The 14,891-nt window shown below is 29.9% G+C and carries 16 protein-coding genes and 1 tRNA gene; 2 read left to right on the top strand and 15 right to left on the bottom strand.

Features of this window, described 5'->3' with window-relative positions; genetic code table 11:
* Position 1: 1 nt before the first annotated feature.
* The 4 genes from M9C80_03015 to trpS are packed head-to-tail and all read right to left on the bottom strand — an operon-like array spanning position 2 to position 4,067.
* Complete coding sequence (locus M9C80_03015) at positions 2-871, bottom strand: SDR family oxidoreductase (GenBank protein ID URQ70143.1); 870 nt, start codon at positions 869-871, stop codon at positions 2-4.
* Positions 872-1,888 (bottom strand): ferrochelatase, encoded by a 1,017-nt coding sequence (hemH, locus tag M9C80_03010; GenBank protein URQ70142.1) that lies wholly within the window; start codon positions 1,886-1,888, stop codon positions 872-874.
* Positions 1,889-1,890: 2 nt separating this feature from the next.
* On the bottom strand, positions 1,891-3,075 hold the full coding sequence (locus M9C80_03005; protein URQ70141.1) for an MFS transporter: 1,185 nt from the start codon (positions 3,073-3,075) through the stop codon (positions 1,891-1,893).
* Positions 3,075-4,067 (bottom strand): tryptophan--tRNA ligase, encoded by a 993-nt coding sequence (trpS, locus tag M9C80_03000; protein ID URQ70140.1) that lies wholly within the window; start codon positions 4,065-4,067, stop codon positions 3,075-3,077. The genes M9C80_03005 and trpS overlap by 1 nt, the downstream gene beginning before the upstream one ends.
* A gap of 33 nt (positions 4,068-4,100) precedes the next feature.
* Here trpS and M9C80_02995 point away from each other — a divergent pair, with 33 nt between their 5' ends.
* Entirely contained in the window at positions 4,101-5,522 is a 1,422-nt protein-coding gene (locus M9C80_02995) for a DUF349 domain-containing protein (GenBank protein ID URQ70139.1), read from the top strand.
* On the opposite strand, the gene M9C80_02990 is transcribed toward M9C80_02995, so the two are convergent.
* The 8 genes from M9C80_02990 to M9C80_02955 form a co-directional block, all read right to left on the bottom strand.
* Complete coding sequence (locus tag M9C80_02990; GenBank protein URQ70138.1) at positions 5,509-6,906, bottom strand: MFS transporter; 1,398 nt, start codon at positions 6,904-6,906, stop codon at positions 5,509-5,511. The genes M9C80_02995 and M9C80_02990 overlap by 14 nt on opposite strands.
* Positions 6,907-7,821, bottom strand: coding sequence for an alpha/beta hydrolase (locus tag M9C80_02985; protein ID URQ70137.1), 915 nt, complete (start codon positions 7,819-7,821; stop codon positions 6,907-6,909).
* A complete protein-coding gene (locus M9C80_02980; protein ID URQ70136.1) occupies positions 7,818-8,939 on the bottom strand; it encodes a DUF3089 domain-containing protein in 1,122 nt (373 codons plus the stop codon). Before M9C80_02980 ends, M9C80_02985 begins: the two co-directional genes overlap by 4 nt.
* 4 nt (positions 8,940-8,943) lie before the next feature.
* Positions 8,944-9,360 (bottom strand): PaaI family thioesterase, encoded by a 417-nt coding sequence (locus M9C80_02975; protein ID URQ70135.1) that lies wholly within the window; start codon positions 9,358-9,360, stop codon positions 8,944-8,946.
* 10 nt (positions 9,361-9,370) lie between these two features.
* Positions 9,371-9,462: transfer RNA gene (locus M9C80_02970), tRNA-Ser, on the bottom strand.
* A gap of 43 nt (positions 9,463-9,505) precedes the next feature.
* Positions 9,506-10,621, bottom strand: a complete 1,116-nt coding sequence (locus tag M9C80_02965) for an alanine--glyoxylate aminotransferase family protein (protein URQ70134.1) — start codon at positions 10,619-10,621, stop codon at positions 9,506-9,508.
* 31 nt (positions 10,622-10,652) lie between these two features.
* A complete protein-coding gene (locus M9C80_02960) occupies positions 10,653-11,804 on the bottom strand; it encodes a glycine cleavage system protein T (GenBank protein ID URQ70133.1) in 1,152 nt (383 codons plus the stop codon).
* A gap of 29 nt (positions 11,805-11,833) precedes the next feature.
* Positions 11,834-12,535: a hypothetical protein gene (locus tag M9C80_02955; GenBank protein URQ70132.1), complete on the bottom strand. Its 702-nt coding sequence runs from the start codon at positions 12,533-12,535 to the stop codon at positions 11,834-11,836.
* A gap of 56 nt (positions 12,536-12,591) precedes the next feature.
* On the opposite strand from M9C80_02955, the gene M9C80_02950 reads away from it, so the two are divergent.
* Positions 12,592-12,939: a hypothetical protein gene (locus tag M9C80_02950; GenBank protein URQ70131.1), complete on the top strand. Its 348-nt coding sequence runs from the start codon at positions 12,592-12,594 to the stop codon at positions 12,937-12,939.
* A gap of 8 nt (positions 12,940-12,947) precedes the next feature.
* Here the strand turns inward: M9C80_02950 and M9C80_02945 are convergent, their stop codons facing one another.
* The 3 genes from M9C80_02945 to M9C80_02935 all read right to left on the bottom strand — a co-directional run bounded on the left by M9C80_02945 (position 12,948) and on the right by M9C80_02935 (position 14,855).
* Positions 12,948-13,781 (bottom strand): alpha/beta hydrolase, encoded by an 834-nt coding sequence (locus tag M9C80_02945; GenBank protein URQ70130.1) that lies wholly within the window; start codon positions 13,779-13,781, stop codon positions 12,948-12,950.
* Between the two features lie 26 nt (positions 13,782-13,807).
* Positions 13,808-14,239 carry a tetratricopeptide repeat protein gene (locus tag M9C80_02940; protein URQ70129.1) on the bottom strand — a complete coding sequence of 144 codons (432 nt, stop codon included), beginning with the start codon at positions 14,237-14,239 and terminating at the stop codon, positions 13,808-13,810.
* Positions 14,240-14,474: 235 nt separating this feature from the next.
* On the bottom strand, positions 14,475-14,855 hold the full coding sequence (locus tag M9C80_02935; protein URQ70128.1) for an MAPEG family protein: 381 nt from the start codon (positions 14,853-14,855) through the stop codon (positions 14,475-14,477).
* Between the last annotated feature and the right edge of the window lie 36 nt (positions 14,856-14,891).

Below are 14,891 nucleotides of genomic sequence, written 5' to 3'. Positions count from 1 at the left end.
ACTATTTCCTATCTGCTTTATCTTTATTATTTGCTGACCTTATCATGTTTCTCATTTGTTCCCAATCTGAATCTGACAATCTGTCTAATTCAGAAAAAGTTCCCCCACCTGTAAGATATTGAGCTCCATCTATACCAATAGTCTGGCCTGTTAAATAATCACAACCATCAGCCATTAAGAATGTTGCAAGATTTTGTAATTCATTCATTTCACCAGTTCTTCCCAAAGGCACCTTGCCCATCATTGCTTCATCTTCGTCACCTGGATTTAGTCTTTCCCACGCTCCTTTAGTAGGAAATGGTCCTGGTGCTATAGCATTGACTCTTATGCCATACTTTCCCCACTCAGCTGCAAGCGACTTAGTCATAGCATTTAAACCAGACTTGGACATTGCTGATGGAACAACATATGGTGATCCAGTCCATACCCATGTAGTTAATATTGAAATGATTGTTCCTTTGTGGTTTGTATCAATCCATCTTTTTCCAACTGAATGTGTTATATAAAAAGTTCCATGAAAAACAATATTAGCAATAGCATCAAATCCTTTGTGTGAAAGATCTTTTGTTGGTGAAATAAAATTACCTGCTGCATTATTTACCAGTCCATCAAGTGGACCAGTTGTAAAAATATCTTCTATATAGTCATCAACGTCTTTTGAAGCTCTTATATCCAAAACTTTACATTCTACTTTTGTACCAAATTTTTTAAATATTTCTGAGGCAGTTTCCTCCAACATATTGAGCCTTCTTCCACATATAAACAAATGAGCGCCATGTTCTGCATAATGAAATGCCATCTCTTTTCCAAGACCAGTTCCACCGCCAGTAATTAAAATTCTTTTATCTTTAAGCAAATCTTTTCTAAACATTTAGCTATTATCTGATTTAGATGAAACGATATCAACAATTGCGTCAGTCCATTTTTCAGAATAATTTAATGACGGAACAAAATCTAATGTATCTCCACCGGACTCAATGAATAATTCTTTATATTCATCGCCAAGCTCAATTATTGTCTCAAGGCAATCAGCTGTGAAAGCTGGCGAAAAGATTAGTACTTTATTAACATCTTTAGTAGGCATTTCTTTTAAGATATTATCTGTGAAAGGTTCTAACCACTTGTTAGTAAGTCTAGATTGAAAAGTTACTACATAGGAGGATTCATCAATATTTAACTTCCTAGCAATTAATTTTGTTGTTTCATAGACGGTAGCTTTATAACAAAATTTATTTTCATTGGTAATCACATCTTCACAATTATTATCCATACAAAGTGAATCAGGGTATACATTATCTACATGACTATTTGGTACACCGTGATAACTAAAAATTATTTTGTCATAATTATCCATATTAAATGCTGAAGCTTTATCTACCCAAGCATCAATGAATTTAGAATTATCATAAAATTGATTAATGAATGTTATCTTAGGTACAACCCATTTTTTTGATAAACATCTTGCAATCTCTTTAAAAACCGACCCTGTTGTAGCTGCTGCATAATGAGGAAATAATGGCAATATAATTATTTCATCAGGATTTGATGACAATAATTTATTAAGCCTAGATTCTATAGATGGATTTTGATATCTCATTGCATATTCGATATCCATTGAAGGTAATTTTTTTGAAAGCTTATCAGCCAACATTTGAGTATTGTAAAGAAGTGGTGATCCAGTTTTTGAATCCCAAACTTTTTTATAAATCTTTGAAGAACTAAATGATCTAAATGGACATATTATAAAGTTTACTAGAATAAATCTTAATATAGGATTTATATTTAAGACGTTTTCGTCAGATAGAAATTCCCTCAAGTATTTAAAAACATCTAAATAAGATGGAGTATTCGGAGTTCCTAAGTTAATAATTAATAAACTTTTTTTCATATCTAATATTTATTTTTAAAAATTGGATGCACTATTATAAATATAATTAAAACAATACATAAGATTGAACTGAAATAATACAAGTATGCAGGATTTAGAGCATATATGGGCATCGCTACAAATGGTGTTAACATATGTCCAATAGGATATACAGATCCAAGGTAGCCCGCTGCTGAACCTTGGTTAGAAGGATTTTGTGATAAGGACAAAGCTGATGATATGCCTGGCCTTAGCATTCCACCGCCTAAACCATTAATAACTATAGATATGTAATAAATTAAAATTTTATTAAAAAATGCCATAATGAAAAAAGATAATATTATTAAAAAAACTCCACATAACAATAGTTTGGTTGTGTTAAGAGGATAGAAATCTGTAAAAATATATTGGCTAACGATAGTTGATATTGCTAATAAGGCAAACGTCATACTGACTATAACTGGTAATCTATCAAGATAAGAAAAAATATCATATACATAAAAGCCTATGGACTGAAGTAAAGAAGCTTGGCAAAGACTTCCAATTGATGCAACTAATAAAAAAGGCCACACGGTATTTGATAACCATGATATTTTACTTGTCTTTGAAGAATTTGATTTTTCTTTTGATGAATTATCAACGCTAGAATATATTCCACATGTGGCAATAATTGCTAGAAAACTAAATACATAAAATGGTGTTTCTTTTGTAATTAAAATCAAGAATCCGCCAATTAATGGTCCCATGACAGTTCCTAATAAAAAACTTGATTCCAGCCTAGCAAATTTTACAGTTCTATTTGATGACGTTGTAATATCTGCAATATATGCAAAGGAAGCAGGTCTCGTTGCTGAACCTAAAAGTCCATTTAATAATCTACCAAATATTAAGAGAGGAAATAAAAAAATTACATCTAATATATTTCTTTCAACAAGAAAAAGAGGAGTAATCATAGTTATCAATGAAAGCGCGTAACCAATGAGACCTAACATTGCTATATTTCTTCTGCCATATTTGTCACTTAATCTTCCCCACGAAGCACTAGTTAATGCCCATGCCAATGCTGAAACTGCAAAAATTAAAGATGTTTGAAATTCTGATAGGCCTAGGTCTCGAGCAAGTGGAGGAACAATAACAAAAACAAATGATTGACCCAAGCCAACTGAAAATAAGCCAATCTTAAGCCATAATGATCCAGAAAGAGTCATTATAATATATCTGAAATACCGATAGATTCTCTTATATTATCTAATGCTTCTTTCGCTAAGGGTCTAACTTTTGTTGATCCATTATAGAAAAGATCATTGATAAGTTTTTTATTATCTTTTAGCTCTAAATATTTTTCTCTTATTGGTGCAATCTCATTATTAATAAGTTGATATAACTTATTTTTTGCATCACCCCAACCTATACCATTCATATAATCGTCCTTAAGCTCTTTAATCTGATCTTCATTTGAAAAATATGAATATAATTTAAATACGGTACAATTTTTTGTATCTTTTTTTTCACCAGGTTCTAGAGAATTAGTTATAATTTTTGCGATTGATTTTTTTAATTCTTTTTCTGAAGAAAGCAAAGGAATAACATTACCATAAGATTTACTCATTTTCTTTCCGTCAATTCCAGGAACCGTATCATTAAGATCTTGAATAATTGGCTCAGGTAAAACAAAAGTTTTTTTGTAAATATGATTAAATTTGTTTGCGATATCTCTTGTCATTTCTAAATGTTGATTTTGATCAGAACCTACAGGAACATGAGTTGCATTAAACATTAAAATATCAGCCGCCATTAGAATAGGATATGAAAACAAGCCCATATTAATTCCCTTATCAACGTCTTTCGTATTAAGAGAAGTTGCTGCTTTATAGGCATGCGATCTATTCATTAATCCCTTAGCAGTTACACAAGTTAATATCCAACTCAATTCAAGTATTTCTGGAATATCAGACTGTCTATAGAAATAGGATTTTTCAACATCTAAACCAGATGCAAGCCATGCAAGAGCTACCGATTCAACAGATTTAGAAATATCTTCAGAATAAGTATTTTTTATAATTGCATGATAGTCAGCTAAGAAAAAGAAAGATTCATCATACTCCTTGCTGAGATTTAGTGCCGGTTTTATAGCCCCTAAATAATTGCCAATATGAGGTATACCAGTAGTTGTAATGCCTGTTAGAATTCTTTTATTCATTTAGTATAATTATAAACACCAAAAGGAATTAATGTGGAAACTACTGAAGATTTATTTAAACATCTTGAAGAAGCTGAAGATTTATTTTCTACAGGAAAAATAAAAAATGCACAAAAGATTCTCAAGAATGTAATCAAAATTTCAAGGGATATGAATAAAATTCCTAATAAACTCAAACATAAGATTAACTTTGCTATTGGGCAATCCAGATACTATGACGATATATCATCTTTTGCCGCAAATCCTAAAAGAGAACAGTTGATTAATGATGTTAAAAAATTAATATCAAAACCAAACGAAAAGCCAAGAAAACAGGCACATAATATCAATAGCATCCAAACAAAATGGCAATTATTGGATCTTACAAGCAAACCAGCTTCAAGAGATCAATGGAATAAATTTAAAGAATTAACAAATAAAGCTTGGGTTCCCTGTAAAGAATACTTTGATGAAATTAAAGAGATTAAAGTCCAAAATGCTAAAAAAAGAGAAATGATAATAGATGAAATCAATAATTATACTAATGAGTGCTCTAATAAATGGCCATCGACTAAAGAGTTAATATTATTTCTAAAAAATACTTATGAAAAATGGCAAAAATATGCACCAGTTCTAGATAAAGATATAAATAATTTACAAAAAAGCTATTACGAAGCAAAGAGACCTATTAATGAGCACATTAAAAAAGACGAGATTAAAGTAATTAAATTAAAAGAATCTTTAATTAGTCAGGTAACTGAAATCAATTCAGATAACAATGATTTAAATATTAAGAAATTTAATGATATTAAAAACCATTGGAAAAAAATTGGTAGTGCAGGAAGAAAGAATGATAAGAAACTATGGGATAAATTTAATGAGGCTGGAGATAAGTTTTTTAAAGTAAAAAAAGATGCTGTTAAAAATGAAATAAATTTATTAAAGGATTTGCATAATAAATTTAATAACGGTGATATCGATATTAATAATATTGAAAAAGAATTAACACAATTTGTAAAATTAAATAAGTTAAAAGAATATAAAAATCTTATAAATGATATTTCTACAAAAAAATCAAAACTAATTGCTGATTCTAAAAATCAAAAAATTCAAAATTATATTTCTATTTTAAAAAACCTCGAAAACAATAAAAATATATCAGATTTTCCTAAAAGCATTGAAAATGCTATTAAAAATTGTAAGAACAATGCTAAAAGTAATTATGATGAACTTCTCAGAATATGCATAAGACTAGAAATGATGGCTGGTCTTGATTCACCAAAAAAAGACTTAGAAACAAAAAAATTAATTCAATTAGATATGTTAAAAAATAAATTTAATAAAGGAGAAAATAAGGAATCAATCAAATTGTTAATAGGAGATTTTTTAAAAAATTATTCACTAAAGGAAGCAAACAAAAGCGATAAAAATTTGTGGAAAAGAATTGAAAAAACCATTCCTATTATAATTTCTTAATGTCTAACTTTCTTAAAATTGATGTGTGTCTTTCTTTTGTAAGTCTATAAAAAAGAAAAATTATTAATGGAATCATAAATAATAAGGTTACCACTGGTCCTTGAATAATCGCTAAGGTATATGCCTGTTCAGGTGTATTGTTTGATCTATCAAAATTTATGTAATTTAATACCTGACCTGCGAAAAAAGATCCAATGCCTGTATTTAACTTTTGCATGAACGATACTGTTGCAAATAAGACCCCCTCTTGTCTTTTTCCACTATCAAGCTCTACTTGATCCGCGATGTCACCAATCATGGAGTCTCGTGTCATATTACCAATAACATTAAATGTTATTAAAAATACTAGAAAACAGGCTATGAATAAAACTAGAGATAAAGTACCTTTTTCTGGTGTATATCCAAGGTTAAACATTAAAAGTGGTATTGGTGCGAAAAATGCAACACCAAAAATACTTAATAAAACTATATTTTTCTTATCTAAAAATTTTACCAATCTAGGTGTAAAGTAAAAAGCTAACAATGTTGATATTAGGTATACAGGTAAAAAATATTTAATTTGTGATGCTTCAAACTCCCAAAAATAAGTATTAACAAATAATGTTAATGAGTTTGAAAGTCCCCATGCTAGAGACAAAAATAGATTTCCAAAGAAAAATACTATAAAAGACTTGTTACCAAGAGCTATTTTTAATTCATTGAAAATATCATAAATACTAATAGACCCTCTCCATTTTGATAAATTTTTAGATTCATTTCTTGTTGATATTGATGAATAAAGAACTGAGAAAATCATTAGAATTGCACCTGTGATTGCAAATGGCAGCCAAGCATCAGGATTTAATTGTCCCTTAGGATATTCTGGAGTTGATGTAAAAAAAATTCCATAACCAATAAAAGCATTTCCCAATCCTGCAATCCAGGAAATCATTTCTCTCCAAGACATTAACAAAGCTCTTTCTTCATAATTTTTGGTAATTTCACCACCAAAGGCTCTATGAGGAATATCAAAAAGTGTCATACCTAGTCTTGTTAAAATAGTGAAGATCGTCATCCATACAAATAAATCTTCCTGAGACATATTCCAATCTTGACGAGGAGCAAATAATAATATGTAACCAATGGACATAGGAATGAACGATAAAAACATATAAGGATGTCTTCTACCATAACTTGATGAGGTCCTGTCTGATATTGTCCCCATAAGAGGATCTGTAATTGCATCTACACATAACGCAATGAAAATTGCTAGTCCAGCAAGACCTGGGTTTAAACCAATAATATTACTATAGAAAAATAGAAGAAAAAATGTAAAGGTATCTACTTTGACACCATTTGGTATAGCACCAATAGAGTAATTAAATTTAAATGAATTAGATAACACTTATGTAGAATGCAAATGTTTTAATAAATCTAATTTAAATTTATCAAATACAGGTGGCTCAATTAAATGTCTCATTTTAGGAATTATTTTTAATTTGCTATTTTTTATTAATCTATGAGAAGCCTTAGCATTTTTAACCCTAATCAAAGGATCATCTTCCCCATGAATTATTAACGTAGGCACATTGATATTACTAACTTTATCCAATCTATCTTTTGACGCTAATATTGCTGCTATGTGTCTTCCAAATCCTCTGTCATCACCACCTCTTTTAAAATTATCTAATAGTTCTTTTTGGAATTCAGGTGTATTAAATTCATAATCTTTGAGTCCAATTTTTGAGACAACTTTAACAGTTCGATTTATTCTTTCATCAATAGATTCTTTGTATGCTTTTGATCTAGACATTAATAACTTTCTAACTTCTCTTGATGGACCATTCCATGGTGATGGTGTGTATGGAGTTGAAGAAATTTGAGTATAAGATGAAATTCTATCTCCATAATTTGATGCTACTATCTGAGCAATCATTCCCCCCATAGATAGACCCAATAAATGTGTTTCAAAAATCTCTAAATGATCTAATACAGCAATGGCATCACTTGCCATATCATCAATCAAATACTCAGATTTGATTGGTATTCTTGCAAAATATTTTAAGTAATTTATCCATGTAACTGGAGTCGAACTCATGCGAGATGATTTTCCAACATCCCTATTATCGTAAACGATCGGTCTGTAATTGTTTTCAATTAAAAATTCAAGCAGATGATCAGGCCAATAAGTTAACTGACCACCTAGCCCCTGAACTAATAATATTGGTTTTGCCTCAATAGGCCCATAATCTCTATAAAATATATCGATATTTTTATTATGAGCATATCCCTCTGTAAAAATATTTAAATTATTTTTCATTTTATAAATGCATTAATTCTATCTTTAATGTTTTGTCTGAAAGATCCCCAAAAAAGAGATATATCAAAGCTATGAAGATCACCAGTGAAGTATTGTACTTTACTAATTCGATCAATTAAATCACCTTTTGCTTCAATTAATCCTGTTTTAGTATTAATTCTTATTTGAAAATCTTGTATTGCTGAAGGGACTATAGATTTCTTTTCACCCGAATGATTCTGAGATAGTCTATCTAAATAATTATAATTTGTAGTTTTAATCATTGTTGATAAATGAGAATTATTAGGCTTTTGCCAATTAACATCATCATTCCATGAAAATGGATTTGTTGATATAAGTTTTTGATTCATTTTTTGTGAGGACCATCCTGAGGGTTTCCATAAGGGAACTTTTTGCCAAGTTCTTTTGTAACCATGCATAATTGTTGCCCAAGTTACAATACAATTTGTATCATTGTATGAATGTGAGAAACTCATATTTGGATAAATTTCATTAAAATAAATTTCTGGCAAGATATAACCAATTGGATAAGCGCAAATAAGATTATTTTTAAGTTTATTATTTAGAACTTTATTATGTATTAGACGACTTAAATGAAGAGCTCCTTGGCTATGTCCTGCTAGAATGAAAGGCCTCCCATTGTTAAATTGGTTGATAAAACAGTCAAATGATTCTTCTATATCTCGATAGGCTAAATCAAATGCTTTAATGCCATTAGTCTCTTTATCAAAAAATGAAAAATAAGTGGCTTGCCTATACTCAGGTGCATATATGTTACAACTGTCATTAAAAACAGATGCTTGATTTGCCATCATAATTTCTGTTCTTTCATAAGCGGCTGATTCTTTATTCATATTAAAATTCCATTCTTTTCCATAGAATCCAGTTCCATGAATAAAAAAAACATCAATGTCATTTTTTTTTGTAGTTTTATAGGAATTATTTGGTATATAAAATTGCTCATTATTTAATTTTGGATGAGCAGCCCAATTGTTTAAATTTGTATAATCAACATCTCTTATTGTTAAATCTTTATCAAAAGATAAATCAGGTTTAATGTCCTTTAATAATTTATAAAGATCATTTTCAGTAACCTCATAAAATACATTTTTAGGCATTTAATTAATTATTTGTATTTGGAATAAGCTTATTAATTGATGATGCTGTAGCAATAAGTTCTTTATTTTGAAACATTTTGGCATTTGTAAAAATAATAGACTTGCCTTCTCTCTCTATGCTTGCTATTACTTTTACCATACTAGGTCTGCATGGAAGTAAGAATTTAACATTAATATTTAAGGTTAATGGTGACATGGTTGCTTTTGATTTAAAGATAAGAAATTGAGCCATCGTTGAGTCAAGCATTCCTGTGATAAAACCACCTTGAACAATTGTGCCATTTGAGTGAGTTAAGTCTTCATTTGGTTTATATTCACAAACAAAGAACTCGTTCTCATCATCATAATATAAATCTAAAAGACCAAATATTTTTAAAAATGGGGGTGCTTCGGTTAAGTATTTTGCAAATTTATTTTTCATTTTTAAAAATTGGCGGAGGGAGTGGGATTCGAACCCACGGTGCCGATGAAGGCACGACGGTTTTCAAGACCGTTACAATAAACCAGACTCTGCCATCCCTCCTACACTAAACTGGTATTCTATCGAGTTTATGAGTTTTATCAATTTAAATAACAGCTTTAAGAGAATTTAGGCAATATTCAATATTTTCTTTTGTGGATGAGTTTCCCATTAAGCCTATTCGCCATACCTTGCCTGCTAATGCTCCAAGACCTGCACCAATTTCTAGATTATATTCATTGAGAAGAATTGATCTTATTTTTGCATCATCTGCACCATCGGGAATATGTATTGTATTTAACTGAGGAAGCCTATCGTCTTCATCTACCAGAAAATTTATACCCATATTATTTAATCCGTCACGAAGAATAACGTGATTATTCATATGTCTATCCCATGAATTCTCTAAACCTTCTTCTTTTACTATTAATAATGATTCATGCAATCCATATAGACAGTTTATTGGAGCTGTATGATGATAAGCTCTTGCACCTTCTCCACTCCAATATGACATAATTAGATTTAAGTCTAAAAACCAACTATGAACTTTAGTTTTTCTATTTTTAATTTTATTTGCGGCATTTTCACTAAATGTAATTGGTGATAAGCCAGGTGAAGCTGATAAACATTTTTGAGTACCAGAATAAGCAGCGTCTATGCCCCACTCGTCTGTTTTAAAAGGTGTTCCAACCAAACCTGTTACTGTATCAACAACTGTGAGACAACCGTGATCGTTTGCCATTTTAACAATTTCTTTCGGATTAGATTTAACACCGGTTGATGTTTCAGCATGAACGAATGCAACCAAACAAACATCTGGGTTTTCATTTAATGCTTTTTCTAATTTTTCAAGGTCCACAGCTGTACCCCACTCATCTTGAACCATAATTGCAATACCACCAAACCTTTCTACATTTTCTTTCATTCTTCCACCAAAAACACCATTTTGACATACAATGACTTTATCACCTGGCTCTACTAAATTCGTAAAACAGCACTCCATGCCGGCTGAACCTGGTGCTGATACCGCAAAAGTAAGTTGATTTTTAGTTTGAAATACATATTGAAGTAAATCTTTTGTTTCATCCATCATTTTTATAAATAATGGATCAAGATGACCGATTGTTGGTCTTGCCATGGCTGAAAGAACTCTAGGGCTAACGTCAGAAGGACCCGGCCCCATTAATACTCTTTGTGGTGGATTAAATGCTTCAATCTTCATTTAAGTTATTATTAGTATTTATAGATAAATATCAAGATTTTGTTATCATTTTTTTTGGGTCATAGAATGGTTTTTCAACGACCTTGCAGTTCAATAATCTTTTACCAGAATTGACTTCAAATTCATTACCGATCTTATAATATTTAATATCAATGATTCCTAAACCTATATTTTTTTCAAGTCGAGGTGAAAATACTGCAGATGTAATTTTTCCTATTTTTTTATTATTTCTTATAATCTCCCAAAATCTTGTATTAGGTCCACTTAATGGTTCACCTATTATCTCTAAACCTACTTGTATTCTTTTAATTCCTTCATTTTGAATTTTTATTAGTGCTGCTTTACCAATAAAATCTATGTCTTTGTCTAAATCTATGAATTTATCAAGACCAAGCTCAAAGGGGTTAGTTTTTATGTCCATATCTGCATGATATGAAAGCATAGCACCTTCTATTCTTCTTATCGTTGATGTATGACCCGGTTTGAGACCAAACTTTTTACCTAAACTCATAATTTTTTCATAAAGTTCATTACCTTGATCATAATTTAAAAGAAATATTTCGTAGCCAAGCTCACTAGACCAACCAGTTCTTGAAACTAATAATTTAATGCCATCTAATTCGTATGTTTTAAACCAATAATATTTTAATTCATTTATAGATTTACCAAACAACGAAACCATTATTTCGCGAGATTTAGGTCCTTGAAGTTGTAATGGAGATGCATCAGGTTCAGAAATATCAACATCATAATTAGTGTTATTTAAAACTCCTAAAACCCAAAATAATACATCACTGTCAGCTAGAGAAAACCAATAACAATCTTCATCAACTCTTATTAAAACTGGATCATTTAAAATTCCACCAAATTGATTAGTTAATATCACATATTTGCACTGGCCTACTCTCATATGCGAAAGATCACGAGATGTTATTAATTGAGCAAACTTAGATGCGTCTGGTCCTTTAATCTGTACTTGTCTTTCTACAGCAACATCGCACAAGATAGCATCATTTATCAAGTTCCAAAAATTTTGAACTGGGTCTCCAAAATCTCTGGGTATATACATATGATTGTATACTGAGAAACCTTTGGCACCCCATTTTACAGTTGAATCAAAAAAAGGACTTTTTCTTATTTGTGTGCCAAAACCAAAATCATTTGATGAATTAAAGTCATTCACAATTAATATATTAAATTAAATGAAAAGAATTATTCTAAAGATAAACTATATCCATTTTGTTCAGCAACAAATAAATCTTCACTCAAGTCTGCATGTAAAGTAAGAAGTCCTTTGTCATTAAATACAAATCTTTCTACAGTCCACATACTAATTTCTCTTCCCTCTGCATTTGTCCATAGCATTTCAAAAGAACCCCAAACTTCATTATCTTCAGCTATTAAAGGGTTAATAGTCTTCATTTTAGGCCTATTTGACCAGCCTTCTTCAGACCAATTTGTAAAACCTGCAACCATGTTATCCTTTGAAGATGTTTGTGTTTGAACGGCTCTCTTCATGGAAACATTTATTATTTCGCCACCTCTTTCTAGAGTAACATCCACAACTCCACCAACAGCGCCTTTAAAAGGTAAATTATCAACACCTGGTTCAGCTTTTATACCGTTGACAGTTATAAACTTATCTCCTGGTTTAAAATGATCAATAGCAGGTGATCTTTCGGCACTAATAACTGTCATATCATCTTGATTGATAGTAAAGCCAAGCCCGACATATCTTCCATTCCATCTAGTGAAATCTTCATCCATCAAATCAACATAATGATTTATAAAGCTGTCTAACGAACCATTTTGAAAGTTCTTGTACATTTCATCAATCGATGCTTTATTAGATTCAGAATCGCCCTGAACATTGAAAGAAAATATAATAAATATTGAGAGTAGATAATTTTTCATGAAGTTGTATCCTTAATAATCATTAAGCCATTAGTATATAATAATTAATATTGTTTATGATAAATAAAATTTATAGTTTCGTTGTTTTATTTTCTTTTTTATTTCTGTCGGCATACACATATGCTGATTTTGATAATAAGTGTTCAGTGATTATTACCAAAAGACTTCAAAACTCTCTTGATCCTTATAATTATGCAATTGAAAAAATTGTACAATGTAAAAAATATGACATTCTATCAGTAACAAGTTTCTTAGAAGCTGACGTCAGTAAAGTATATATTACGGATCTTATTCAGAATTTTTGTATGTTTAATCATGAAATAATTACTCTTATTGACAATGATACTTCAAACTTGAGCTGTGTTCATAGAGGAACAAGAAGAGTTGAACGAGCTCTTAATTAAATATTGATTTAATTATAGTTAATATCAATAAATTTTTTTATTTCAGTTCTTATTAATTCATTTTGACTTTCACTAAATCTATAATGTCGTCCATTATCAATAGTTAACAATTTATGATTTTCCTGAAGTTTAGTGTCTAGTAATACTGCTTGATTATATGGCACCCATGAGTCTTTGGTGCCGTGTATAGTTAAAAAATTTGGAGCTTTAATAACAGTCATATTGATTGGCGAATAATTAAGTGAAATTTTTTCAAGATCTTTATCTGGTAATATCCAGGTTTTAACATAGTTTAATGCAGTAAAAAACTTTTCTGCATCTAAATAGTCAGAAGTTTTTTTTATGTCAGTTATACCAAATAAATTTATTACCGCCTTTGGTTTATTATTAATCTTGCATAAACTGACGTTTCTTTGATCATATAAACCAATAAGAAGAGCTAAATGGCCTCCAGCACTAGCACCTGCAACAATTACATCATCTGTTGAAAAGCCTTCACTAAAACTAATTTCAAGAATTTTATTATAAGCACATAAAACATCTTCAACTGCATTTGGAGCAGTATTTCTACCAATTCTGTAACCTATCATAAATACATTATGATCCTTATTGTCAACAAAATGATTCTCAAATCTATTTATCCATCTTTCTGCTCTTTTGTTACCAAACAACCATCCACCGCCGTGAATCCAAACAAGAACTTTATCTGATTTTCCTCTATACAAATCAATTTTTTGAGAAATATTATCTCCATAAGAATATTCTTCAGGGAAAACTATTTCGTCGGTTATTAGGTATAAAGATGAGATTATAAAAATAAAAAAGATGATTATTTTTTTCACTTTACAAAATCTTAATGGTTACAACTTTATTTATATTTTAATAATGATTCTTTCAGCTGTTCAAGCTCAAAACATGAGTTCGGGCATAGTTCATCAAGTTTATTTAAGTTTTGATATGCTAAATCAATTCTGTTTGTTTGTATAAATAGCTCACCCTGATATTCGAGCGCTCCTTTGTGGTTAGGATCAATTTCAAGAGCCTTATCATAATAAATTTTTGCTTTATCAAATTTACCCATTTTTCTTGATGTATAACCATATAAATTCCAACCATCAGCATCGTTCGGTTGAGATTTAGTGTAAGTTTTTAAAGCTTTGAGTGCTTTTGTAAAATTTTCGTTATCAAGATATTTGACTGCTCTATCATAAAGAACATTTGGTTTTAATTTGTCATATTTAACTGCTTCTAAGGGTATAACGATAATAAAAAATAATAAAAGTGTTCTTTGTAAGTTCATAGTAATAATTTTAAATTTTAAATTTTTAGTAACTGTAAAATAATATATGATTTGACACATTAATATACATAAAAGTGACATTTTCTTCATAAAAATGTTTCACATATATTATCTAATTATAATATCAAAGTTTAATAGGACTTTGATATAGAGCAATCTAGGCAATCCCCCTTTTAAAGCTCTTAAAACAGTAATGCGACCTTTGTTATCCCCTCAAATATAAAGGTCGCATTTTTTATGCAACTAAATTTAACCCCATAGAAATTAAAATACCTATTGAGACAAACCAAAGAGGTGTTCTAATATAAGGATACTTATAAAAGTTCATTATTGCTAAAAATAAGTAAATTACTCTTACTATCAACCAATTGCTTGCAAGTGCTGTGTTGTCTACACTGAGTAGTATTGACAATACCGAAATTACTAAAAAGAACGGAAGTGATTCTTTAAAATTATTTAAGGCCCTTTGTGCTCTTAGTGCTGAGTCTGAATAACTAATTGGCTCTTTAGCTGTTGATAAAAAATCAAACATAGAGACTTTAGTTAATGATAATGTCATCGGTGTTAAAAGTTGAAGTAAATAAAATATACCTGTTATTAAAATAATTTCTATCATAATAATTTTTCCATTTTTACTATCCTAAATTATTTT

This window comes from SAR86 cluster bacterium (assembly GCA_023703615.1).
In the GTDB taxonomy this organism is placed as follows: domain Bacteria; phylum Pseudomonadota; class Gammaproteobacteria; order Magnimaribacterales; family D2472; genus MED-G85.
Note: the sequence above shows the minus strand (reverse complement) of the source record. Positions and strands in the feature narration are given on the sequence as shown.

Bases quoted from the DNA above. Each gene is read 5' to 3' on its own strand.
- M9C80_03015 (URQ70143.1), bottom strand. From the start codon at position 871: ATGTTTAGAAAAGATTTGCTTAAAGATAAAAGAATTTTAATTACTGGC.
- hemH (URQ70142.1), bottom strand. From the start codon at position 1,888: ATGAAAAAAAGTTTATTAATTATTAACTTAGGAACTCCGAATACTCCA.
- M9C80_03005 (URQ70141.1), bottom strand. From the start codon at position 3,075: ATGACTCTTTCTGGATCATTATGGCTTAAGATTGGCTTATTTTCAGTT.
- trpS (URQ70140.1), bottom strand. From the start codon at position 4,067: ATGAATAAAAGAATTCTAACAGGCATTACAACTACTGGTATACCTCAT.
- M9C80_02985 (URQ70137.1), bottom strand. From the start codon at position 7,821: ATGAAAAATAATTTAAATATTTTTACAGAGGGATATGCTCATAATAAA.
- M9C80_02980 (URQ70136.1), bottom strand. From the start codon at position 8,939: ATGCCTAAAAATGTATTTTATGAGGTTACTGAAAATGATCTTTATAAA.
- M9C80_02975 (URQ70135.1), bottom strand. From the start codon at position 9,360: ATGAAAAATAAATTTGCAAAATACTTAACCGAAGCACCCCCATTTTTA.
- M9C80_02965 (URQ70134.1), bottom strand. From the start codon at position 10,621: ATGAAGATTGAAGCATTTAATCCACCACAAAGAGTATTAATGGGGCCG.
- M9C80_02955 (URQ70132.1), bottom strand. From the start codon at position 12,535: ATGAAAAATTATCTACTCTCAATATTTATTATATTTTCTTTCAATGTT.
- M9C80_02950 (URQ70131.1), top strand. From the start codon at position 12,592: ATGATAAATAAAATTTATAGTTTCGTTGTTTTATTTTCTTTTTTATTT.
- M9C80_02940 (URQ70129.1), bottom strand. From the start codon at position 14,239: ATGAACTTACAAAGAACACTTTTATTATTTTTTATTATCGTTATACCC.
- M9C80_02935 (URQ70128.1), bottom strand. From the start codon at position 14,855: ATGATAGAAATTATTTTAATAACAGGTATATTTTATTTACTTCAACTT.